General features: G+C 64.9%; 25 protein-coding genes. 20 read left to right on the top strand and 5 right to left on the bottom strand.

Going from position 1 to position 21072, the window contains the following annotated elements; translation table 11 throughout:
- Window positions 1-2: 2 nt before the first annotated feature.
- From EN846_RS06345 to EN846_RS06375, 7 genes are all read left to right on the top strand, one after another.
- Window positions 3-254: an exodeoxyribonuclease VII small subunit gene (locus tag EN846_RS06345; RefSeq protein WP_127282519.1), complete on the top strand. Its 252-nt coding sequence runs from the start codon at window positions 3-5 to the stop codon at window positions 252-254.
- A 104-nt stretch (window positions 255-358) separates the two neighbouring features.
- Window positions 359-625 (top strand): DUF2277 domain-containing protein, encoded by a 267-nt coding sequence (locus EN846_RS06350; protein WP_127282518.1) that lies wholly within the window; start codon window positions 359-361, stop codon window positions 623-625.
- Window positions 626-632: 7 nt separating this feature from the next.
- Window positions 633-1553 carry a pirin family protein gene (locus tag EN846_RS06355; RefSeq protein ID WP_127391315.1) on the top strand — a complete coding sequence of 307 codons (921 nt, stop codon included), beginning with the start codon at window positions 633-635 and terminating at the stop codon, window positions 1551-1553.
- 107 nt (window positions 1554-1660) lie between these two features.
- Window positions 1661-3574 (top strand): 1-deoxy-D-xylulose-5-phosphate synthase, encoded by a 1914-nt coding sequence (gene dxs, locus EN846_RS06360; protein WP_127391314.1) that lies wholly within the window; start codon window positions 1661-1663, stop codon window positions 3572-3574.
- Window positions 3575-3723: 149 nt separating this feature from the next.
- Window positions 3724-4011 carry a hypothetical protein gene (locus EN846_RS06365; protein WP_127391313.1) on the top strand — a complete coding sequence of 96 codons (288 nt, stop codon included), beginning with the start codon at window positions 3724-3726 and terminating at the stop codon, window positions 4009-4011.
- 43 nt (window positions 4012-4054) lie between these two features.
- Window positions 4055-4822 carry a TlyA family RNA methyltransferase gene (locus tag EN846_RS06370; RefSeq protein ID WP_127391312.1) on the top strand — a complete coding sequence of 256 codons (768 nt, stop codon included), beginning with the start codon at window positions 4055-4057 and terminating at the stop codon, window positions 4820-4822.
- Window positions 4819-6060 carry a class I SAM-dependent RNA methyltransferase gene (locus EN846_RS06375; RefSeq protein ID WP_135858553.1) on the top strand — a complete coding sequence of 414 codons (1242 nt, stop codon included), beginning with the start codon at window positions 4819-4821 and terminating at the stop codon, window positions 6058-6060. Before EN846_RS06370 ends, EN846_RS06375 begins: the two co-directional genes overlap by 4 nt.
- A gap of 4 nt (window positions 6061-6064) precedes the next feature.
- Here the strand turns inward: EN846_RS06375 and tldD are convergent, their stop codons facing one another.
- Together tldD and EN846_RS06385 are read right to left on the bottom strand one after the other, a co-directional pair.
- Window positions 6065-7477 (bottom strand): metalloprotease TldD, encoded by a 1413-nt coding sequence (gene tldD, locus EN846_RS06380; protein ID WP_127392057.1) that lies wholly within the window; start codon window positions 7475-7477, stop codon window positions 6065-6067.
- 129 nt (window positions 7478-7606) lie between these two features.
- Window positions 7607-8155, bottom strand: coding sequence for an invasion associated locus B family protein (locus tag EN846_RS06385; RefSeq protein ID WP_127282511.1), 549 nt, complete (start codon window positions 8153-8155; stop codon window positions 7607-7609).
- 378 nt (window positions 8156-8533) lie between these two features.
- Between EN846_RS06385 and coxB the strand changes: the two genes are divergently transcribed.
- The 13 genes from coxB (at window position 8534) to EN846_RS06450 (ending at window position 19014) form a co-directional block, all read left to right on the top strand.
- Window positions 8534-9400: a cytochrome c oxidase subunit II gene (gene coxB, locus EN846_RS06390; protein ID WP_187331211.1), complete on the top strand. Its 867-nt coding sequence runs from the start codon at window positions 8534-8536 to the stop codon at window positions 9398-9400.
- Between the two features lie 37 nt (window positions 9401-9437).
- Entirely contained in the window at window positions 9438-11090 is a 1653-nt protein-coding gene (gene ctaD, locus EN846_RS06395; RefSeq protein ID WP_127282509.1) for a cytochrome c oxidase subunit I, read from the top strand.
- Between the two features lie 79 nt (window positions 11091-11169).
- Window positions 11170-12114, top strand: a complete 945-nt coding sequence (locus EN846_RS06400; RefSeq protein WP_127392058.1) for a heme o synthase — start codon at window positions 11170-11172, stop codon at window positions 12112-12114.
- 2 nt (window positions 12115-12116) lie between these two features.
- Window positions 12117-12278 (top strand): hypothetical protein, encoded by a 162-nt coding sequence (locus EN846_RS06405; RefSeq protein WP_127282507.1) that lies wholly within the window; start codon window positions 12117-12119, stop codon window positions 12276-12278.
- An 8-nt stretch (window positions 12279-12286) separates the two neighbouring features.
- Window positions 12287-12916: a cytochrome c oxidase assembly protein gene (locus EN846_RS06410; RefSeq protein ID WP_127392059.1), complete on the top strand. Its 630-nt coding sequence runs from the start codon at window positions 12287-12289 to the stop codon at window positions 12914-12916.
- A 1-nt stretch (window position 12917) separates the two neighbouring features.
- Window positions 12918-13799, top strand: coding sequence for a cytochrome c oxidase subunit 3 (locus tag EN846_RS06415; RefSeq protein WP_127282505.1), 882 nt, complete (start codon window positions 12918-12920; stop codon window positions 13797-13799).
- An 82-nt stretch (window positions 13800-13881) separates the two neighbouring features.
- The gene (locus EN846_RS06420; protein WP_127392060.1) at window positions 13882-14268 is read left to right on the top strand and encodes a DUF983 domain-containing protein; all 387 of its coding nucleotides are present in this window, start codon (window positions 13882-13884) and stop codon (window positions 14266-14268) included.
- Window positions 14265-15020 carry an SURF1 family protein gene (locus EN846_RS06425; RefSeq protein WP_187331210.1) on the top strand — a complete coding sequence of 252 codons (756 nt, stop codon included), beginning with the start codon at window positions 14265-14267 and terminating at the stop codon, window positions 15018-15020. The genes EN846_RS06420 and EN846_RS06425 overlap by 4 nt, the downstream gene beginning before the upstream one ends.
- A 95-nt stretch (window positions 15021-15115) precedes the next feature.
- The gene (gene ispH, locus EN846_RS06430) at window positions 15116-16120 is read left to right on the top strand and encodes a 4-hydroxy-3-methylbut-2-enyl diphosphate reductase (RefSeq protein ID WP_127392061.1); all 1005 of its coding nucleotides are present in this window, start codon (window positions 15116-15118) and stop codon (window positions 16118-16120) included.
- 7 nt (window positions 16121-16127) lie between these two features.
- Window positions 16128-17090, top strand: coding sequence for a homoserine kinase (locus EN846_RS06435; protein WP_127392062.1), 963 nt, complete (start codon window positions 16128-16130; stop codon window positions 17088-17090).
- Complete coding sequence (rnhA, locus tag EN846_RS06440; protein WP_127282501.1) at window positions 17087-17617, top strand: ribonuclease HI; 531 nt, start codon at window positions 17087-17089, stop codon at window positions 17615-17617. Before EN846_RS06435 ends, rnhA begins: the two co-directional genes overlap by 4 nt.
- 41 nt (window positions 17618-17658) lie before the next feature.
- Window positions 17659-18252, top strand: coding sequence for a histidine phosphatase family protein (locus tag EN846_RS06445; protein ID WP_127282500.1), 594 nt, complete (start codon window positions 17659-17661; stop codon window positions 18250-18252).
- A 99-nt stretch (window positions 18253-18351) separates the two neighbouring features.
- Window positions 18352-19014 carry a hypothetical protein gene (locus EN846_RS06450; protein ID WP_127282499.1) on the top strand — a complete coding sequence of 221 codons (663 nt, stop codon included), beginning with the start codon at window positions 18352-18354 and terminating at the stop codon, window positions 19012-19014.
- A 16-nt stretch (window positions 19015-19030) separates the two neighbouring features.
- On the opposite strand, the gene EN846_RS06455 is transcribed toward EN846_RS06450, so the two are convergent.
- The 3 genes from EN846_RS06455 to EN846_RS06465 all read right to left on the bottom strand — a co-directional run bounded on the left by EN846_RS06455 (window position 19031) and on the right by EN846_RS06465 (window position 20995).
- Complete coding sequence (locus EN846_RS06455) at window positions 19031-19507, bottom strand: DUF2938 domain-containing protein (protein WP_127282498.1); 477 nt, start codon at window positions 19505-19507, stop codon at window positions 19031-19033.
- An 83-nt stretch (window positions 19508-19590) separates the two neighbouring features.
- On the bottom strand, window positions 19591-20070 hold the full coding sequence (locus EN846_RS06460; protein WP_127282497.1) for a peroxiredoxin: 480 nt from the start codon (window positions 20068-20070) through the stop codon (window positions 19591-19593).
- Window positions 20071-20188: 118 nt separating this feature from the next.
- The gene (locus tag EN846_RS06465) at window positions 20189-20995 is read right to left on the bottom strand and encodes a protein-disulfide reductase DsbD domain-containing protein (protein ID WP_128346055.1); all 807 of its coding nucleotides are present in this window, start codon (window positions 20993-20995) and stop codon (window positions 20189-20191) included.
- Window positions 20996-21072: the final 77 nt, after the last annotated feature.

Genomic DNA, 21072 nt, shown 5'->3' on the forward strand with positions numbered 1-21072 from the left:
CTATGGCTGGTGAAGCTAACGAGGACGTCAAGGCGATGAGCTTCGAGCAGGCGCTCGACGCGCTGGAGAAGATCGTCGACGATCTTGAACGCGGTGACGTGCCGCTCGACCAGTCAATCAAGATCTATGAGCGCGGCGAGGCGCTGAAAGTCCATTGCGACCGGTTGCTGAAGGCGGCCGAGGACAAGGTCGAGAAGATCAGGCTGTCGCGCGACGGCAAGCCGGTTGGCACGGAGCCGCTCGACGCCGAGTAAGGTGTATTGATATTCAGCCGGCCTGCAAATGGCGGCTTCCTGAGCTTCCGGTGGTGCACAATCCGGGCAGGAGGGGATCGGGCAGCAGGTAAGGAGTTTAAGCTATGTGCCGCAACATCAAGACCCTGGCCAATTTCGAACCGCCGGCAACCAATGACGAAGTGCATGACGCGGCACTTCAGTTCGTGCGCAAGCTGAGCGGATCGACCAAACCCTCAAAGCGCAATGAGCACGCCTTCCATCACGCCGTCGAGGCGATCGCCGCCATCGCGCGTGAATTGATCGACTCGCTCGAGACCAACCAGGAGCCACGCAATCGCGAGGAAGAGGCGGCCAAGGCGAAGGCCAGGTCCGCCCTCCGTTTCGCCTGAGGTCGAGATGAGCTTCTTTCCGGGAAACGATCCTGAGCCTGGCGATGCGTTCGCCTGCGACCAGATCGAGCTGATGGTCGTACCCAACGCCAAGGACATTGGTGGCTTCGAGGTTCGCCGCGCGCTGCCCACCGCGAAGCGTCGTCTGGTCGGCCCGTTCATCTTCTTCGATCGCATGGGCCCGGCCATCCTGCGCGCCGGCCACGCGCTCGATGTGCGCCCGCATCCCCATATCGGCTTGTCGACGGTGACCTACCTTTTCGATGGCAAGATCAGGCATCGCGATTCGCTCGGCACCGAAATGGTGATCGCGCCGGGCGATGTGAACCTGATGACCGCCGGCCGCGGCATCGTCCATTCCGAGCGGACGCCGGAGGAACTGCGCGGCGCGCCGATGTCGATCTCCGGCCTGCAGACCTGGCTGGCGCTGCCGGACGGTAAGGAGGAGGTTGCTCCGGTCTTCGAGAACACGGCCGTGATCCGCTTGCCCGAGATCGATGCCGAGGGCATCAGCGGCCGCGTCATCATCGGCGCTTTTTCCGGTCTGCGCTCACCGGTAACCGCAGCCTCGGACACCCTTTATGCCGATCTGAGGCTGGCGCCCGGCGCCAGCGTCAAGATCCCGCCCGATGCCGAGGAGCGCGCCATCTACACGCTGGAAGGCGAGGTCTCGATTGCGGGCGACCGTTTCCCGGCCGAGCGGCTGCTGGTGTTCAAACCGGGCGACGAAATCGTCGTTTCGTCCGAGCGCGGCGCCCATTTCATGCTATTCGGCGGCGCCTCGCTCGGCTCCAGGCGCTACATCTGGTGGAACTTCGTTTCGTCGTCGAAGGAACGCATCGAACAGGCGAAAGAGGAATGGAAGACCGGCCGCTTCGATATCGTTCCTGGAGACGAGGAAGAGTTCATTCCGTTACCGGACAATTAACGCCAGAAGCATCCGCGTCATTGACACGCATTTACATTCGCCGGGCGGCGGCATATTTCGCCCATGATCAACGTGCATGAACGTCAGGTTTGACCAGGCCCTTAGCCGTGAACGCAAAGCCCGATACGCCGCTCCTCGACAAGGTCCGCATCCCCGCGGATCTGAGGACGCTTGACGAAAGCGAGCTGCCGCAGCTCGCTTCGGAGCTGCGCGCAGAGCTGATCGACGCCGTCTCGCACACCGGCGGCCATCTTGGCGCCGGGCTCGGCGTGGTCGAGCTGACCGTTGCGCTCCACTATGTCTTCAACACCCCGGACGACCGGCTGATCTGGGATGTCGGCCACCAGGCCTATCCGCACAAGATCCTGACCGGCCGGCGCGACCGCATCCGCACCCTGCGGCAGGAGGGCGGCCTTTCCGGCTTCACCCGGCGTGCCGAGAGCGAATACGACCCGTTCGGCGCCGCCCATTCCTCGACCTCGATTTCCGCCGGTCTCGGCATGGCGATGGGCCGCGACCTCTCCGGCGGCCGCAACAACGTCATTGCCGTCATCGGCGACGGCGCCATGTCGGCCGGCATGGCCTATGAGGCGATGAACAATGCCGGCGCGCTCGATGCCCGGCTGATCGTCATCCTCAACGACAACGACATGTCCATCGCGCCGCCGACCGGGGCGATGAGCGCCTATCTGGCGCGGCTCGCCTCCGGCAAGGCCTATCTCGGCCTGCGTGATTTCGGCAAGAAGCTGACCTCTTATCTCGGCAAGCGCGCCGATCGCGCCATCACACGAGCCGTCGAGCATGCGCGCGGCTACGTCACCGGCGGCACGCTGTTCGAGGAGCTCGGCTTCTATCACATCGGCCCGATCGACGGGCACAATCTCGAGCACCTGATCCCGGTGCTGAAGAACGTCCGCGACAATGGTGACGGCCCGGTGCTGATCCATGTCGTGACCCAGAAGGGCAAGGGCTACGCGCCGGCCGAAGCCGCCGCCGACAAATATCACGGCGTCAACAAGTTCGACGTCATCACCGGCGCGCAGGCCAAGGCGCCTGCCAACGCGCCGAGCTACACCAAGGTCTTCGCCGAAAGCCTGGTCCAGGAGGCGCGCGAGGACGACCGCATCGTCGCCATCACCGCCGCCATGCCGAGCGGCACCGGCCTCGATCTCTTCGGCGAGGCCTTCCCGGCCCGGACCTTCGATGTCGGCATCGCCGAGCAGCATGCCGTGACCTTCGCCGCCGGCCTCGCCACGGAAGGCTACAAGCCTTTCTGCGCCATCTATTCGACCTTCCTGCAGCGCGCTTACGACCAGGTCGTCCACGACGTGGCGATCCAGAAGCTGCCGGTGCGCTTCCCGATCGACCGCGCCGGCTTTGTCGGCGCCGACGGCGCCACCCATTGCGGCGCCTTCGACACCACCTTCCTCGCCTCGCTGCCGGGCTTCGTCGTCATGGCCGCCGCCGACGAGGCGGAACTTCGCCACATGGTGCGCACCGCCGCTCACTATGACGAGGGTCCGATCGCTTTCCGCTACCCGCGCGGCAACGGCGTCGGCGTCGACATGCCGGAGCGCGGCTCGGTGCTCGACATCGGCAAGGGCCGCATTCTCAAGGAAGGCACCAAGGTGGCGCTGCTTTCCTTCGGCACCCGCCTGCAGGATTGCCTGATCGCTGCCGAGGAACTCGGCGCCGCCGGGCTTTCCGCCACCGTCGCCGACGCCCGCTTCGCCAAGCCGCTGGACGAGGATCTCGTGCGCCGGCTCGCCCGCTCGCATGAAGTGCTGGTGACGGTGGAAGAGGGCGCGGTCGGCGGCTTTGCCAGCCAGGTGCTACAGTTCCTCGCTCATCAAGGCCTTCTGGAAGGCGGCCTCAAGGTGCGCCCGCTCGTGCTGCCGGACGCGTTCACCGATCACGCCAAGCCCGAGAAGATGTACGCCGATGCGGGCCTGGACGCGGCCGGCATCGTGCGCACGGTGTTCGCCGCCCTCGGCCACGCGGCCAGCGCCAGAAGCGCCTGACTCAAGATATCAGCATCCTGAATCGCTTTGCCGGCTTGCTGTCGTAATCGATTGTTTACGCTGCCATTTGGCGCTTTGCTTACCCTGTCTCTTGGCCGTTTCTCAACGGCGGCCTGCTAGAAGCCTGCCGAGGGATAGGGGCAACGACAATGAACAGGTTTCTGTGCGGCATCGCCTTTTTGGCGCTCGCCGCTGGACCGGCGAAGGCCGAGACGCGCTACGACCGCAATCTCGAAAAAGCGGCGATGGACATAGTCGCCGGCAAGATCGGCGACATCCGCGGCGGCTTCTCCTACAAGCAGGTTCCGCAGCTCGTCGTGCTGCCCGAGAACGCGCCGGCGGTGCCGGTCGAGCCGCAGCGCCGGCAAGCTTCCGGCGACGGGAATGACGGTCTGGCGCCCGCCGTCGAACGGCCGGATTCGCGGACCATCTTCTAATCCCCTTCTTGCCTTCGCGACCGGCTTTCGCCAAGGAAGGCCGATGAACTCCACTTTGCTAGCCAGCGCGCGCCTCAGGCTCGACGAACTGCTCGTCCAGCGCGGCCTGTTCGCCAGCCGCTCGCGCGCCCGCGACGCCGTCGAGCGCGGCACAGTGACGGTTGACGGCACCATCGGCCGCAAGCCCGGCCAGAGCGTCCAGGCCGATTGCCACCTCGCAATCGACGACCCAGCGCAGGCTTATGTCTCGCGCGCGGCGCTGAAGCTGATCGCCGGCCTTGACCGGTTCGGCCTCGACCCCACCGGCAGCGAAGCGCTCGACATCGGCGCCTCGACCGGCGGCTTCACCCAGGTGCTGCTCGAGCGCGGCGCCGCGCACGTCACCGCGATCGATGTCGGCCACGGCCAGATGCATCCGGGGATCTCAGGCGATCCGCGCGTGACAGTCATCGAGGGCCGCAATGCCCGCGATCTCTCGTCCGCCGACCTGGGCGGCGTTGTCCCCGATTTCATCGTCTGCGATGTCAGCTTCATCTCGCTGAAGCTGGCGCTGCCGCCGGCGCTTGCCATCGCCGGGGATGGCGCCAGGGCGCTGCTTCTGGTCAAGCCGCAATTCGAGGCCGGCCGCGAGGCGATCGGCAAGGGTGGCCTGATCAGGGATCAGGCTGACGCCGAACGCATCGCCGGCCTGCTCGGCGACTGGCTTGGCGGCATTCCCGGTTGGCGCGTGCTGGGGCGGCATCCTTCGCCGATCGAGGGCGGCGACGGCAACCGCGAGTTCCTGCTCGCCGCCATCAAGGATGAAAAATGAGCGCGCGTTTCACCATCGCCAGGCTTGGCTCGCAGGGCGACGGCATCGCCGAGGCCGACGGCGGCGAGGTCTTTGTCCCTTTCACGCTGCCGGGCGAGACGGTCACCGCCGCCCGCGAAAAGCACCGCGCCACGCTGATGTCGGTGCTGGAGGCATCGCCGCTCAGGATCGATCCGGCCTGCCGGCATTTCACCGAATGCGGCGGCTGCGCGCTGCAGCATTTCGAGGCTGAGGCCTACCGCCAGTGGAAGCGCGAAAAGGTTGAGCAGGCGTTGAAGGTCAAGGGTATCGCTTGCGATGTTGCCGCGCTGGTGCCATGCGCGCCCGAGACGCGTCGCCGGGTCGTCTTCAGCGCCCGGCGCACCGAGGCCGGCATGCTGCTCGGCTTCGTGCGCGCGCTTTCCTCGGAGATCATTCCGATCGAGGAATGCCCGATCTCGCTGCCGACGATCGTTGCCGCGCTGGGTCGCCTGCGGGCGTTGGCCGACCTGGTCTGCGCCACTTCGAAAGCCTTCCACATGACCGTCACCGTGACCGCATCCGGTCTGGATGTCGCGGTCCAGGACGGAGGCAAGCTGGGCGATCATCAGCGCCGCATCGCGTCGAATTTCGTCACCGCCGAGGGGTTGGCCAGACTATCGGTCGATGGTGAGATCGTCGTCGAGCCGAAGAAGCCTGTGGTGCAGTTTGGATCGGTCGCCGTAGCCGTGCCGCCCGGCGCTTTCATCCAGGCGACCGAAGCCGCCGAGCGGACCATGGCCGAGCTGGTCGGCCAGCACCTGTCGCGCGCAAAAAAGGTCGCCGACCTGTTCGCCGGCTGCGGCAGCTTCGCGCTGCGGCTTGCGGCGAAGTCGGAGGTTCATGCCGTCGAAGGCGACGCGCCGGCCCTTGCAGCGCTCGACCGCGCCTTCCGTTTTGCCAGCGGACTGAAGCGGGTGACGAGCGAGCGCCGCGACCTGTTCCGGCGGCCGCTGACGTTCAAGGAATTGAACGCCTTCGACGGCCTGGTCTTCGATCCGCCGCGCGCCGGAGCCGAGGACCAGTCGAAGCAGATCGCCCGCTCGGACGTGCCGCTGGTGGCCGCAGTGTCCTGCAACCCGGTGACGCTGGCGCGGGATCTGCGCATCCTGATCGATGGCGGTTACGCGCTGAAAAGTGTCGCTCCGATCGACCAGTTCCTGTGGTCGCCGCATGTCGAGGCCGTCGCACTGCTGGAGAAGCCGAAGCGAAGGCGGTAATCGCTCAAACCCTGGTGCCGCCGACCGTCATCTGGTTCATCCTCAGGTGCGGCTGGCCGACGCCCACCGGCACGCCCTGTCCGGCCTTGCCGCACATGCCGATGCCGTTGTCGAGCTTCATATCGTTGCCGACCATGGTGACGCGGTGCATGGCGTCCGGCCCGTTGCCGATCAGCATCGCGCCCTTGATCGGCTGCGTCACCTTGCCGTCCTCGATCATGTAGGCCTCGGTGCAGCCGAAGACGAATTTGCCCGACGTGATGTCGACCTGGCCACCGCCGAAGGAGACCGCGTAGATGCCGTTCTTGACCGAGGCGATGATCTCTTCCGGCTGCATGTCGCCGGCGGTCATGTAGGTGTTGGTCATGCGCGGCATCGGCTGGTGCGCATAGCCTTCGCGCCGTCCGTTGCCGGTCGCCTTCATGCCCATCAGCCTCGCGTTCTGGCGATCCTGCATGTAGCCGACCAGCTTGCCGTCCTCGATCAGCACGTTGCGCGCCGAGGGCGTGCCCTCGTCGTCGACGGTCAGCGAGCCGCGCCGTTCGGGTAGCGTGCCGTCGTCGACGACGGTGACGCCTTTCGCCGCCACCTGCTGGCCCATCAGCCCGGCGAAGGCCGAGGTCTTCTTGCGGTTGAAGTCGCCCTCCAGCCCGTGGCCGACGGCCTCGTGCAGCATGACGCCCGGCCAGCCACTGGAGAGCACGATGTCGAATGTGCCGGCCGGCGCCGGCACGGCCTCGAGATTGACCAGCGCCTGCCTCAGCGCCTCCTTGGCTGCGTGCTTCCAGCTCTCCTCGACCAGGAACTCGCCGAAGCTCTTGCGGCCGCCCATGCCGTAGGAGCCGTTTTCCTGGCGGTCGCCGCTGCCGACCACGACCGACACGTTGATCCTGACCATCGGGCGGATGTCGCGCACCATCTGGCCGTCGGCGCGCACGATCTCGACATGCTGCCAGGAAGCCGCCAGCGAAGCCGTCACCTGACGCACGCGCGGATCCTCCGCGCGCAGCCAGGCGTCGATCTCCTGCAGCAGCTTCGCCTTGGTCTCGAAGGAAGGCGAGGGGATCGGGTTTTCCTCGCCATAGAGATGGCGGTTGGTGCGGGCGGGCGGCGCGGCAAGCGTGCCGGAATAGCCGCCCTTGACAGCCGAGACGGCGTCGGCCGCGCGCAGCAGCGAGGCTTCGGAAAGATCGCTCGAATGCGCATAGCCGCTGGCCTCGCCGGCCACCGCGCGCAGTCCGAAACCCTGGTCTGTGTTGAAGTTGGCGGTCTTCAGCCGGCCATTGTCGAACATCAGCGCCTCGCTCTCGCTGTATTCGAGGAAAAGCTCGCCGTCGTCGGCGCCGCTGATGGTCTCGGCGACGATCTTCTTGATGCGATCGTCGGAAATGTCGAATTGGCCGATCAGGCTGTTCATGGCAGGTCCGTCCGCAGGATTGGTCGTTTCCCCCGATGTAGGGGCGAAGGCGCGCCGAGACAATCGGCAACAGCGCCGATCACCGGCGGTGTCAGGCCCCCGACGTCGTCGAAGCCTTGCCGGCCAGGATCAGGGGAGGGCGGCAAAACCGTCGGCGAAACCCTTGAGGTCGACGGGAATGCCGATGCCTTCTTCCGGCGTCTGGAAGACGATGAAGGTGGCCGAGGTGCCGGTCTTCAGCGTATCGAGCAGCGGCTTTTCGAGGATCACCTCGGCATAGCAGCCGTCCTGGAAGCAGCGCACGAAATAGGCCCGCCCGATGTCCTTGCCGTCGACGTTGAGGCCAAGCCCGTTGGGCAGGAGAACGCCGAGCGGCGCCAGCACGCGCAGGATCTCGGCCTTGTTGTCGGCGGTGCGCAGCACGACCACCGACAGCCCCATCTCCGGACGGTCCTCGGCGACGACGTTCTGCATCATCACGCATTGCTCGGAGGTCGCGCCGGCCGGCGTGTCGCAGATGATCGACCACGCGCCATGCGTCGAGCGCACCGTGCCGCTCGGTTGCTGCGCGGCATTGGCCTGGGCAGCATTCGACGCGCCAGTTCCGGACAGGCCGGCGCCAAGCACGGCGGCGAGAAAGATGACCTTCGCCAAGGTTCTCGAAAGCCAGGGTCTCATGACGGCTCCATTGCGAATCACGGCACTTTGAAGCCGCGCGACTGCCAAGTAAAGGACGGGACCGGGGCCGGCCCGCCCGGATATGGGCAATCAAGCGCTTTTCCAAGCCAATTTCGCCCGAATTGCGACCGTCCGGCGGACTGCCCCGGGGTGTTCGTCGCCGATCACGCGGCGGTGATCGGCAGAGGCCGCTTTGCCCTCTTCAAGGCGCGGCTGCACTTGCGCGCAAAAATGCCGCACGGTTTCCTCCGCTCCTTTCTTGCGGAGGCAATTAGAGTATGGTTTGAACCACCCTTGGGACTGTCCGGGATTCCCGTCCCGGCGCTATTCGATATTCTTGCGCGCACGGCCGCGAGGAAATGGGAGATGATGAGGGCGATGAGAAAATTCCTAGCAAGCGCCGCTGCCGCCGCCGCAGTCTTTGCCGGCGCATCCGCCCATGCGGCCCAGCCGCAGCCGTGGGAGATGACCTTCCAGCCCGCCGCCACCGACATCATGCGGCAGGTCACCTGGTTCGAGCACTACACGCTGTGGTTCATCGTGCCGATCACGCTGTTCGTGCTGTTTTTGCTCGCCTATTGCATCGTGAAGTTCCGCGCCAGCGTCAATCCGGTGCCCTCGCGCACCAGCCACAACACGCTGATCGAGGTGATCTGGACGGTCGGGCCGGTCGTCATCCTGCTTTGCCTTGCCATCCCTTCCTTCCAGCTGCTGACCGCGCAATACACGCCGCCGGAAGAAGCCAAGCTGACCCTGAAGGCGACCGCAAACCAGTGGAACTGGGACTATGAGTACCAGGTCGACAAGACGCTCACCTTCAACTCCGCGATCCTCCAGGACGCCGACCGCGCCGCCGCCGGCAAGGAAGACCGCAAGCTTTATCCGCGCCTGCTGGCCGTCGACAATGAGATGGTCGTGCCGGTCAACACCATGACCCGCGTCCTGGTGACGGCGACCGACGTGATCCACGCCTTCGCCATGCCGTCCTTCGGCGTCAAGACCGACGCCGTGCCCGGCCGCATTAACGAGATCTGGTTCAAGGCCGAGAAGGAAGGCCTCTACTACGGCCAGTGCTCGGAACTGTGCGGCAAGGATCACGCCTTCATGCCGATCGCCATCCGCGTCGTCTCCGACGCGCAATACAACACCTGGCTGGCCGCAGCCAGGACCGACCTGCCCGGCGCCAACAAGGCGCTGATGGCCGAGGTCGATGCTCAAGACAAGGTAGCGGCCGCCGGCAACTGATGCCGCGGCCAGGAAAGATCAGGGAACGGAGCGGAACATGGCAGAGGCTGCAGCTCACGACGATCACGACCACAAGCCCTATCATGGCTGGGTCCGCTGGGTCTATTCGACCAACCACAAGGACATCGGCACGCTCTATCTGATCTTCGCGATCTGCGCGGGCATCATCGGCGGCGCGCTCTCGGTCGTCATGCGCATGGAGCTGCAGGAGCCGGGCATCCAGATCTTCACCGGTCTGGCGCAGATGGTCTACGGCATGAGCGGTGACGCCGCCATCGACGGCGGCAAGAGCATGTACAATGCCTTCACCACCGCGCATGCGCTGATCATGATCTTCTTCATGGTCATGCCGGCGCTGATCGGCGGCTTCGCCAACTGGATGGTGCCGATCATGATCGGCGCGCCGGACATGGCCTTCCCGCGCATGAACAACATCTCCTTCTGGCTTCTTCCGCCGGCCCTGATCCTGCTGCTCACCTCGATGTTCGTGCCGAGCGCGCCGGGCGCCTTCGGTGTCGGTGGCGGCTGGACGATCTATCCGCCGCTGTCGACATCCGGTCAGCCTGGGCCCGCCATGGACCTGGCGATCCTGTCGCTGCACATCGCCGGCGCTTCGTCGATCCTCGGCGCCATCAACTTCATCACCACCATCTTCAACATGCGCGCGCCGGGCATGACGCTGCACAAGATGCCGCTGTTTGCCTGGTCGGTGCTGATCACCGCCTTCCTGTTGCTGTTGTCGCTCCCGGTCCTGGCCGGCGGCATCACCATGCTGCTCACCGACCGCAATTTCGGCACCACCTTCTTCACGCCGGATGGCGGCGGTGACCCGATCCTGTTCCAGCACCTGTTCTGGTTCTTCGGTCACCCGGAAGTCTACATCCTGATCCTGCCGGGCTTCGGCATCGTCAGCCACATCGTCTCGACCTTCTCGAAGAAGCCGGTGTTCGGCTACCTCGGCATGGCTTACGCCATGGTCGCGATCGGCGCCGTCGGCTTCATCGTGTGGGCGCACCACATGTACACGACCGGCCTGTCGCTCGACACGCAGCGCTACTTCGTCTTCGCCACCATGGTCATCGCGGTGCCGACGGGCGTGAAGATCTTCTCCTGGGTCGCCACCATGTGGGGCGGGTCGATCTCGCTCAAGACCCCGATGCTGTGGGCGATCGGCTTCATCTTCCTGTTTACGCTGGGCGGCGTCACCGGCGTCCAGCTCGCCAATGCCGGCCTCGACCGGCCGCTGCATGACACCTATTACGTCGTCGCGCACTTCCACTACGTGCTGTCGCTCGGCGCCGTCTTCGCCATCTTCGCCGGCTGGTACTACTGGTTCCCGAAGATGACCGGCTACATGTACTCGCCCGTCATCGCCAACACCCATTTCTGGGTCACCTTCGTCGGCGTCAACCTGATCTTCTTCCCGCAGCACTTCCTCGGCCTGTCGGGCATGCCGCGCCGCTACATCGACTATCCGGATGCCTTCGCCGGCTGGAACATGGTCTCGTCCTACGGCTCCTACATCTCGGCTGTCGGCGTCGTGATCTTCCTCTACGGCGTGTTCGAAGCCTTCCAGAAGAAGCGGGTGGCCGGCGCCAATCCGTGGGGCGAGGGTGCGACCACGCTGGAATGGCAGCTGCCGTCGCCGCCGCCGTTCCACCAGTGGGAACAGCTGCCGAAGATCAAGTAGGCGGCAGCCTTGCTTGAATACGAGACCGCCGGCTCGTCCGGCGGTCTTGGCCAACGGAAATAGTGGACTTTAAGTACGCATGGCCCTTGTCGACGAGAGATTGATTGACGAAGCGGGCTTTCGCATGTCGGAAGCGACGGCGGGTGATTTCTTCGCCCTCCTGAAGCCGCGCGTCATGTCGCTGGTGGTGTTCACCGCCTTTGTCGGCCTGGTTGCGGCGCCCGTCACCATCAATCCGCTGCTGGCGGTGATCGCCATCCTGTCGATCGCTATCGGAGCGGGCGCCTCCGGCGCGCTCAACATGTGGTACGACGCCGACATCGATCGGGTGATGACCAGGACCAAGAGCCGTCCGGTTCCGGCTGGCCGCGTCACGCCCGGCGAGGCGCTGAGCTTCGGCCTGGTGCTGTCGGTGCTGTCGGTGATGACGCTGGGCGTGCTGGTCAACTGGCTATCGGCGTCGCTTCTTGCCTTCACCATTGTCTTCTACGCAGTCATCTACACGATGTGGCTGAAGCGCTGGACGCCGCAGAACATCGTCATCGGCGGTGCCGCCGGCGCCATCCCGCCCGTCATCGGCTGGGCGGCGGTGACCGGCAATGTCAGCCTGGAAAGCCTGATCCTGTTCCTGATCATCTTCCTGTGGACGCCGCCGCATTTCTGGGCGCTCGCGCTGTTCAAGTCCGAGGACTATCAGCGCGCCGGCATCCCGATGATGCCGAACGTCGCCGGGCAGGCCTCGACCCGCCGCCAGATCTTCGCCTATTCGGTCATCCTGGCGCCGGTTGGCGTGCTGCCCTGGGCGCTTGGTTTCACCACGGCAGCCTATGGCGCCGTTGCCGCCGTGCTTGGCGCCGGCTTCGTCTGGTACGCCTGGAAAGTGCTTGGCATGGCCGATGACGACAAGGAGATGAAGCCGGCCAAGGCGCTGTTCGGTTATTCGCTGCTCTATCTCTTCGCCATCTTCGCCGTCTACCTCGCCGACTGCGTGGTCGGGCGCGCGCTCGCCATGGGGGGGATGTGATCGTGGCCGACAAGAACCTCGAGCTCGTAACGCTGACCGAACGCCAGCAGAAGGCGCGGCGCAGCCGCTCGGTCGCCATCGGCGTGGCGCTGGCGGTGCTGGTCATCATCTTCTACATCGCGACCATCGTTAAGTTCGGCCACAATCTCTCCGGGACGATGTGAGGTCGATCATGGCGCGCGAAACGGTCACCGATCCCACCAAGAAGAACACCAACCGCGTCGTCGCCGGCGTCTGCATCGCCTTCTTCGGCGGCATGATCGGCATGGCCTATGCCGCTGTGCCGCTCTACACCATGTTCTGCCAGGCCACCGGCTATGGCGGCACGGTCAAGCGCGCCACCCAGCAATATGCCGACCGGGTGCTCGACCGCGACATCACCGTCCGCTTCGACGCCAACACCGCCGGGGTTCCTTGGGAGTTCCAGCCGGTCGCCCGCTCGGTCACCATCAAGATCGGCGAGACGGTGCAGGCGCATTTCAGCGCCACCAACAAGTTCGACCGCCCCTTCACCGGCCGCGCCACCTTCAACGTGCAGCCTGAACTGGCCGGTCCCTACTTCAACAAGGTGGAGTGCTTCTGCTTCACCGACACGACGCTGAAGCCCGGTGAATCGCTGGACATGCCGGTCGTGTTCTATGTAGATCCCGACATCGTCAACGTGCCGGAACTGAAGGACTTGAAGACCATCACCCTGTCCTACACCATGTTCCCGGTCGACAAGAACAAGCCCGTCGCATCGTCGGCGCCGGCCCAAAGCACCAACAAAGTTCCGAATACCGAAGCAAGCCTCGGGGGTTGATATGGCAGACGCACACGCAAAACCACAGCACGACTACCATCTCGTCGACCCCAGCCCGTGGCCGTTCCTGGGCTCCGTCGGCGCCCTGGTGACCGCCATCGGCGGCGTCTGCCTGATGCAGTATCTGAAGGCCGGCAGCTTCCCGATCTTCGGCCACAACATCGCCAATCCGTGGCTGTTCTTCATCGGCCTCCTGATCGTGATCTACACCATGTTCGCCTGGTGGTCCGACACCATCAAGGAAGCGCATGAGGGCCATCACACCCGCGTCGTGTCGCTGCATCTGCGCTACGGCATGATCATGTTCATCGCTTCCGAGGTGATGTTCTTCGTCGCCTGGTTCTGGGCCTTCTTCGACGCCAGCCTGTTTCCGGGCGAGACGCAGCAATATGCCCGCACCGCCTTTACCGGCGGCGTCTGGCCGCCGAAGGGCATGGAGGTCCTCGACCCCTTCCACCTGCCGCTCTACAACACCATCATCCTGCTTTTGTCGGGCACGACGGTGACCTGGGCGCACCATTCGCTCATCCATGGCGACCGCAAGGGCCTGATCAACGGCCTCGTGCTGACCGTCGGCCTCGGCATGCTGTTCACCATGGTGCAGGCCTACGAGTACATGCACGCGCCGTTCGGCTTCAAGGATTCCATCTACGGCGCCACCTTCTTCATGGCCACCGGGTTCCACGGCTTCCACGTCATCATCGGCACCATCTTCCTGCTGGTCTGCCTGGTGCGCGCGATGAAGGGCGACTTCACCCCGAAGCAGCATTTCGGCTTCGAGGCGGCTGCCTGGTACTGGCACTTCGTCGACGTGGTCTGGCTGTTCCTGTTCAGCGCCATCTACGTCTGGGCCTCGAACGGCGCGATGATCGAAGCCCACTGACAGCAGTCCGAGGAATGTGACGAGGCGGCTGCGGCGACGTGGCCGCCTTATCTTTTGCTCGTAATGATCTAGGATGCCTGCAATGAGCGAGGACAAGGCCATCTGGCCACCGATCGAGCCGATCTCGGCCGGCCTGCGCGGCCGCTGCCCGCGCTGCGGCGAGGGCCGGCTGTTTTCGGGCTTCCTCAGCGTTGGCAAGCGCTGCGTCAATTGCGGCCTCGACTATTCCTTCGCCGATGCCGGCGACGGGCCTGCCGTGTTCGTCATCCTGATCATCGGATTCATTGTCGTCGGCCTGGCGCTGTGGATGGAGGTGACGCTCGGGCCGCCGCTCTGGGTGCACCTGCTGCTTTGGATACCGCTGGCCCTGGCGCTGTGCCTGACGGCGCTCAGGCTGATCAAGGGCGTGCTCGTGACGCTGCAATACCGCAACAAGGCCGCCGAGGGCAGGCTGGACACCGACCAATGAGCGAGGCATCCGGCGTGGCGGCGGGCCGCTCGCGGCCGAAGCGGGCGTTGCTGCTCATCCTCGGCATGGCGCTGTTCGCCGTCCTGATCGGCCTTGGCACCTGGCAGGTCCAGCGCCTGCACTGGAAGGAAGGCCTGCTCCAGACCATCGAGCAGCGCACGCATTCGGCGCCACGCCCTCTGGCCGAGCTCGAAAAGCAGTTCGCAGCCACAGGCGACGTCGACTACACGCCGGTCACGGTGACCGGCACCTTCCTGCACCTGGGCGAGCGCCATTTCTTCGCCACCTGGGAAGGCGCCTCCGGCTTCGACGTCTTCACGCCCCTGCAGCTCGACGATGGCCGCTTCGTGCTCGTCAACCGCGGCTTCGTCCCCTACGACCTGAAGGATGCTGCCAAGCGGCCGCAAGGCGAGGTCGCCGGCAAGGTCACGATTACCGGGCTCGCCCGCAATCCGCTGGCGGGCAAGCCCTCGATGATGCTTCCCGACAATGATGTGCAAAAGAACATCTTCTACTGGAAGGACCGCGATGCGATGGCTGCGAGCGCCGGCCTGCCCGCCGGGGCCGGACTGGTGCCGTTCTTCATCGATGCCGACAAGACGCCGAATCCCGGCGGTCTGCCGGTCGGTGGCGTCACCATCATCGATCTGCCGAACAGCCACCTGCAATACGCCGTCACCTGGTACGGCCTTGCCGCCGCGCTTGCCGGCGTCCTGCTGTTCAGGCTTCGCCGCCCGGCGAAAGCAGGGTGATGGAGACGCTGCCCTTGACAGGGCAGGGGTGCGCGCCTCATTTCGCGCCCTAGGTATTCGCGCTTGAGTTAGTTCCGATCAACCGGTCCGCAATCATGCTTCAGACAAAGCCACCGCTGACGATCAGGCTCTGCCAGCCGCGCGGCTTCTGCGCCGGCGTCGACCGCGCGATCCAGATCGTCGTGCTGGCGCTGAAGAAGTATGGCGCGCCGGTCTATGTCCGCCACGAGATCGTGCACAACCGCTATGTCGTCGAGGGGCTGCAGAGCCTGGGCGCGGTGTTCATCGAGGAACTGTCCGAGATACCTGCGGAGCATCGCCAGAGCCCGGTCGTTTTTTCCGCGCATGGCGTGCCGAAATCGGTGCCGGCCGATGCCCAGGCGCGCAACCTCTTCTACCTCGACGCCACCTGCCCGCTGGTGTCCAAGGTGCACAAGCAGGCAATGCGTCACCAGCGCCTTGGCCGCCACGTGCTCCTGATCGGTCACGCCGGCCACCCGGAGGTGATCGGCACGATGGGCCAATTGTCGGACGGCGCCGTCACGCTGATCGAGACCGAGGCCGATGCCGCCGTCTTCGAGCCGGCCGACCCCGCAGCCCTCGGCTTCGTCACCCAGACGACGCTCTCGGTCGAGGACACCGCCGGCATCATCCGGGCGCTCGAGCAGCGCTTTCCAGAGCTGCACGCGCCGGCCGCCGAATCGATCTGCTACGCCACCACCAATCGCCAGGAAGCGGTGAAGGAGACCGCCGCCGGCGCCGATCTCTATCTCATCGTCGGCGCCCCCAACTCCTCCAACTCGCGGCGTCTTGTCGAGGTCGCCGAACGCGCCGGCGCCAAGATGTCGCTTCTCGTGCAGCGTGCCGCAGAGATTCCGTGGAATGACATCGCCAGTATCTCGACGCTCGGCCTGTCGGCGGGCGCCTCGGCGCCCGAGATCATCGTCGACGAGATCATCGATGCCTTCCGGCAGCGCTTCGACGTGACGATCGAACTGGCGGTGACGGCGACCGAAACGGAGGACTTTCCGGTGATGCGGGTTCTGCGCGATGTCGAACTGACGGCGGCCGACATGGCCTTCGTCAACGGAGCCGCGTGAACAGCCCATGGCCGTCTATACCGATGTCAACGAGGGCGAGCTCGGCGCGTTCCTGAAGGCCTATCCGGTCGGCGAATTGCTGTCCTATAAGGGCATCGCCGAAGGCACCGAGAATTCCAACTTCCTGCTGCACGCCACCAGCGGTTCCTACATCCTGACGCTCTACGAAAAGCGCGTCGACAAGGCCGACCTGCCGTTCTTCCTCGGCCTGATGGGCCATCTCGCAAGGAAAGGTATTTCCTGCCCGCTGCCGGTCACCGCGCATGACGGCACCGTCATCGGCCAGCTCGCCGGCCGGCCCGCCGTCATCATCACCTTTCTCGAAGGTCTGTCGCTGCGGCGGCCGACAGCGGCGCATTGCGGCGAGGTCGGCAAGGCGCTGGCCGAACTCCATCTTGCCGGCCGGGATTTTGCGATGCGGCGACCGAATGCGCTCGCCATCGATGGCTGGCGCAAATTGTGGGACGCTTCTCGCGACCGTGCCGACGAGGTTGAGCCGGGCTTGGCGGCCGAGGTCGATGCCGATTTCGCCGATTTTGAGCGCAACTGGCCGAAGGACCTGCCGCAAGGCATCATCCATGCCGACCTTTTCCCGGACAATGTCTTCTTTCTCGGCGAGAAACTGTCCGGCCTGATCGATTTCTATTTCGCCTGCGACGACCTCTACGCCTATGACGTTGCCACCTGCCTCAACGCCTGGTGCTTCGAGAAGGATTTTTCCTTCAATCTGACCAAGGGCACGGCGCTGCTCGCCGGTTACCAGAGCGTGCGGCAGCTTTCCGGCGACGAGAAGGCGGCGCTGCCGATGCTGGCGCGCGGCTCGGCGCTGCGCTTCATGTTGACCCGGCTCTACGACTGGCTGACCATTCCCAATGGCGGGCTGGTGATGAAGCGCGACCCGACCGAATACATCCGCCGCATGCGCTTCCATCGGGCGATCAGATCTCCTTCCGAATACGGATTGCTATGACCAAGCATGTTGAAATCTTCACCGACGGCGCCTGCTCGGGCAATCCGGGCCCTGGCGGCTGGGGCGCCATCCTTCGCTTCAACGGCAAGACCAAGGAACTGTCGGGCGGCGAGGCCGAGACCACCAACAACCGCATGGAACTGCTGGCCGCCATCTCCGCGCTTGAAGCGCTGAAGGAGCCCTGCGCGGTCGAGCTTCACACCGACAGCAAATACGTCATGGACGGCATTTCCAAGTGGATCCACGGCTGGAAGAAGAACGGCTGGAAGACCGCCGACAAGAAGCCGGTCAAGAACGGCGAGCTCTGGCAGGCCCTCGATGCTGCAAATAGACGCCATCAGGTGACCTGGAACTGGGTCAAGGGTCATGCCGGCCATGTCGAGAACGAGCGCGCCGACGAGCTCGCTCGCGAAGGCATGGCGCCATTCAAGAAGGGCCCGATCAGGCCTGCTGCCGCGCCGCAGCCGGCGGCACAGCCAACACGACCGACGGTCGCAAAAGCACGGCGCTCGACGCAGAGCTATTGATTGCGGGAGCGGTCCGCTCGCCGGCAGGAAGAACCTCTATCGTGCCGATCGCATACTACATCACGCATCCCCAGGTTCAGGTCGATGCCAACGTTCCGGTGCCGGAATGGGGGCTGTCCGACATCGGAAAGGCAAGGGCGGTCGCAATGCTCGATCAGCCCTGGATCGGGTCGATCCGGCGTATCGTGTCGTCGGCTGAACGCAAGGCGATAGAGACCGCCGAAATCCTCGCGACGCGTCTGCGCCTCGCGGTCGAGGTAAGGGAGCGGATGCATGAGAACGACCGGTCGGCGACGGGTTTCCTGCCGCCGCCGGAGTTCGAAGCCGTCGCCGACCAGTTCTTCGCCAATCCAAACGACAGCATTCGCGGATGGGAGCGGGCCATCGATGCCCAGCGCCGCATCGTGAGCGAGGTCGACGCGGTGCTCGGCAACGACGATCCCGGCGATACCGCTTTCGTCGGCCATGGAGGCGTGGGGACGCTCCTGCTGCTTTCTCTGACCGGGCGGGCAATCAGCCGCGAGGCGGATCAGCCGGCGGGCGGCGGCAACTATTTCGCCTACGATATCGGCGCTCACAGCCTCATCCACGGATGGCGGCCGATCGACAGGGCCTCACCGCGCCTCGATGATTGAGTTGGCCGGACCGGGACAAATCGAGGCTTCGGATTAAATTCAATTTTACGCGTGACGCGATAGACTGCCGCGATCGACCTGGCACGAGGTATTGCGAAGATGTTCGGGCGCAGGACCTTCGGCAAGCAAAAGCACAGCTTTGCCGACCTCAAGAAGATGATGCGTCCGACGCCCGATTCCGATGGCGTGACGCGCGTCTTCTCCAAGGAACTCTGGAACGATCCGAAAATCGGCTCGATGCTGCGCGAACTCGGCTTCGCGCCGGACGACCAGCGCAACATCATGCGCACGGCCGACGACTACATCGCCCTTTTTGCAGCTGCCCGGTACCGGCTTCAGCAGCGCACCGAAACCTTCAACAGCGAGATGACGGCACGCCACGGCTATTGCCGTGCCGCTCCCTTCCTGGTCATCGGCGACACGATCTGGGACGGCGAGCACGGGGCGTTCCTCTATGCCCAGATGGATCTGATCGGCTTCGACGACTGGAATGTCGTCATGCTGGCTGCGGATGCGCGGACCACGCAATTGTGCGGCCTGCCGGCGCATCCGGGCTCGGTGCCGGCGCACACCCAGGCGATGACCGGGCATGTGATCAGATGGAAGACGCGCTACGAATTCGCGCTGGAGGAATTCGGCGTCACCGCCACCGGCGGTCAGGGCGTCACGCGAGAGCAGTTCGAGGCGCAGAAGGGCGCGCTGCGCCAGGAAATCATCGACACTGTCGCCTCGATGAAGCCACGCGCCGCCAGCGGATCGTGACCATTCGCGCCGTCCCTCAGCGGATCAGCAGGGCGGTGCCGTAGAGCCCCAGCGCGAACACCGTGTGCGCGACGAGGTTGAGGGCGCGGATCTGCATTGGATTTGGCCGCTTCGAGGCGGCCCAGCCGGCGCCCATGCCAGGCGCAAGCAGGAACCAGCCGGCGCCGACGGTGACGATCCCCAGGATGAAGGCCGGCAGGAAAGTCGGCTGGGTGAGCCAGGCCGTTCCGGCCAGCACGACCAGGATGATGCCGTAGACGATGCCAACGAAATAATGGAAAGCCCAGCCCAACGCCGCTTCATGCCGGTAGGGCACGGCATCGCCGATGTCGTCGTGGAAGATTTTGCTCCTGAGGTGCCAGACCCAGCGGCCGACCGGCCCCCAGTTCGGCCGCGGCTGGGCAAAGGCCTTGTGGAGGAAAATGGCCCAGACATCCATCAACGCCGTGGCGCCAATGCCGATCGCCACGCTGCGCCAGATCACGTCGAGCATCGGTCAGGTCCCCCAATAGGCAAGAAACGCCAAGCGCTGTCGGGCGCGATCCTTGGCGGTGTGTGGCTCGTCCCGGCTGCGGGCTAGAGCTGTTCCAGGATGTGAGCAGCGCCCGACGTGTCGACACCGGGCTTGGTCTCGACGTTGAGAGCGGTGACCTTGCCGTCTTCGACGATCATCGAAAAGCGCTTCGAGCGCAGCCCCATGCCGCTTGCCGAAAGGTCGTTGTCGAGACCGACCGACTTGGCGAAGTCGCCACTGCCGTCGGCCAGATAGAGGATCTTGTCTTCGCCGCCGGTGAAGCGCGCCCAGGCGCCCATGACATGCGCGTCGTTGACAGAGACGACGGCGATCGTGTCGACGCCGCGCGCCAGAATGGCGTCACGGTTTTCCAGATAGCCGGGCAAATGGTTGTTGCTGCAGGTCGGCGTGAAGGCGCCGGGCACGCCGAACAGCACCACCTTCTTTCCTGCGAAGATCTCGGCCGCCGTGATCGGCTTGGCGCCGTCGGCGGTCATCGTCTTGAAGGTCGCTTCGGGCAGTTTGTCGCCAACGGAGATCATGGAATACCTCGTTCGATGATTGGGAGAGATGGAGGGCAGGACGTGCCCCTGCGATAGCGAAGTCGGATGCTGCCCGCAACTGCCGGGCCGCCTGGAGCAAGAGATGTTGCGATCTGCGTCACGGGAAAGGTAGCAGACCCTCGACCGCGCCGTCGGCGCTGGTCAGCGTGTAGTGCAGCCCGCCATCGGTTGGCGTCGTCGACGGCCGGTCGAGGATCGGCACCGTGAACACCAGCTTGCCGTCCTTCTGGCTGCGCAACGGGGCGCCGAACATATAGTCCCGCTCGCCGGCGACGAAGAAGTCGGCCGCTTCCGGATCGCCCGGGAAGCTCGCTTCGACGACCAGCGTCTCATGGTCGCCCGGCAGCACGTTGACGCCGAAATCGGGCCGTGGCGGCGCCGGCAGCGCCGCGAATGCCGCCTTCACCTGCGCCGCATCCTTGGCGTTGTCCGCGTCGGAAGCCGGGTCGATGGTCAGTCGCGTCTGCACAGGAATGCAGATCGTCTCGCAGATGCCGAGGAAGACATCGGCCACGATGATGGCCGGCTGGTCGGCGGCCGACAGCGTGAAGGTCACCGGCAGCGACACCGGATGGTCGTAGCCGGCCCATTTGCCGTAGCCGTCGTCATGGCGCTGCGGTGGCGGAAACGAGAAGGCGGCGCTCGCCACGTTGGTGCTCGGCGAAATGTCGATCTGCGGCGGCACGCCAGCATCGCCAGGGTCGCGCCAATAGGTTTTCCAGCCGGGCTTCAGCGCAATGTCGAGCACGCCCTGGACGCGCCCGGCCTCGTCGGGCTTGCCGCTGGTGACGAGCCGCACCTGGCCGCCTTCGCTGTTGTACCAGATCGAGGAGGAGGCCGAGGCGGGAATGCTCGTTCCCAATCCAAAGGCGGAGCAGAGCAGCAGGATCTTCAAGCTTTGCATGGCGGTGATTTGATCGTCAGTTCATGGCTGCGCAATGATTTCATCAGCCATTCGGTATCATATTTGCGTGACATCGT

Source organism: Mesorhizobium sp. M4B.F.Ca.ET.203.01.1.1, assembly GCF_004791025.1.
Classification (GTDB): Bacteria; Pseudomonadota; Alphaproteobacteria; order Rhizobiales; family Rhizobiaceae; genus Mesorhizobium; species Mesorhizobium abyssinicae.

What these genes read in the sequence shown, in the direction of transcription:
- EN846_RS06345 (WP_127282519.1), top strand. Translation starts at nt 3, where the DNA reads ATGGCTGGTGAAGCTAACGAGGACGTCAAGGCGATGAGCTTCGAGCAG.
- EN846_RS06350 (WP_127282518.1), top strand. Translation starts at nt 359, where the DNA reads ATGTGCCGCAACATCAAGACCCTGGCCAATTTCGAACCGCCGGCAACC.
- EN846_RS06355 (WP_127391315.1), top strand. Translation starts at nt 633, where the DNA reads ATGAGCTTCTTTCCGGGAAACGATCCTGAGCCTGGCGATGCGTTCGCC.
- EN846_RS06365 (WP_127391313.1), top strand. Translation starts at nt 3,724, where the DNA reads ATGAACAGGTTTCTGTGCGGCATCGCCTTTTTGGCGCTCGCCGCTGGA.
- EN846_RS06370 (WP_127391312.1), top strand. Translation starts at nt 4,055, where the DNA reads ATGAACTCCACTTTGCTAGCCAGCGCGCGCCTCAGGCTCGACGAACTG.
- EN846_RS06375 (WP_135858553.1), top strand. Translation starts at nt 4,819, where the DNA reads ATGAGCGCGCGTTTCACCATCGCCAGGCTTGGCTCGCAGGGCGACGGC.
- tldD (WP_127392057.1), bottom strand. Translation starts at nt 7,477, where the DNA reads ATGAACAGCCTGATCGGCCAATTCGACATTTCCGACGATCGCATCAAG.
- EN846_RS06385 (WP_127282511.1), bottom strand. Translation starts at nt 8,155, where the DNA reads ATGAGACCCTGGCTTTCGAGAACCTTGGCGAAGGTCATCTTTCTCGCC.
- coxB (WP_187331211.1), top strand. Translation starts at nt 8,534, where the DNA reads ATGAGAAAATTCCTAGCAAGCGCCGCTGCCGCCGCCGCAGTCTTTGCC.
- ctaD (WP_127282509.1), top strand. Translation starts at nt 9,438, where the DNA reads ATGGCAGAGGCTGCAGCTCACGACGATCACGACCACAAGCCCTATCAT.
- EN846_RS06400 (WP_127392058.1), top strand. Translation starts at nt 11,170, where the DNA reads ATGGCCCTTGTCGACGAGAGATTGATTGACGAAGCGGGCTTTCGCATG.
- EN846_RS06410 (WP_127392059.1), top strand. Translation starts at nt 12,287, where the DNA reads ATGGCGCGCGAAACGGTCACCGATCCCACCAAGAAGAACACCAACCGC.
- EN846_RS06415 (WP_127282505.1), top strand. Translation starts at nt 12,918, where the DNA reads ATGGCAGACGCACACGCAAAACCACAGCACGACTACCATCTCGTCGAC.
- EN846_RS06420 (WP_127392060.1), top strand. Translation starts at nt 13,882, where the DNA reads ATGAGCGAGGACAAGGCCATCTGGCCACCGATCGAGCCGATCTCGGCC.
- EN846_RS06425 (WP_187331210.1), top strand. Translation starts at nt 14,265, where the DNA reads ATGAGCGAGGCATCCGGCGTGGCGGCGGGCCGCTCGCGGCCGAAGCGG.
- ispH (WP_127392061.1), top strand. Translation starts at nt 15,116, where the DNA reads ATGCTTCAGACAAAGCCACCGCTGACGATCAGGCTCTGCCAGCCGCGC.
- EN846_RS06435 (WP_127392062.1), top strand. Translation starts at nt 16,128, where the DNA reads ATGGCCGTCTATACCGATGTCAACGAGGGCGAGCTCGGCGCGTTCCTG.
- rnhA (WP_127282501.1), top strand. Translation starts at nt 17,087, where the DNA reads ATGACCAAGCATGTTGAAATCTTCACCGACGGCGCCTGCTCGGGCAAT.
- EN846_RS06450 (WP_127282499.1), top strand. Translation starts at nt 18,352, where the DNA reads ATGTTCGGGCGCAGGACCTTCGGCAAGCAAAAGCACAGCTTTGCCGAC.
- EN846_RS06455 (WP_127282498.1), bottom strand. Translation starts at nt 19,507, where the DNA reads ATGCTCGACGTGATCTGGCGCAGCGTGGCGATCGGCATTGGCGCCACG.
- EN846_RS06460 (WP_127282497.1), bottom strand. Translation starts at nt 20,070, where the DNA reads ATGATCTCCGTTGGCGACAAACTGCCCGAAGCGACCTTCAAGACGATG.
- EN846_RS06465 (WP_128346055.1), bottom strand. Translation starts at nt 20,995, where the DNA reads ATGCAAAGCTTGAAGATCCTGCTGCTCTGCTCCGCCTTTGGATTGGGA.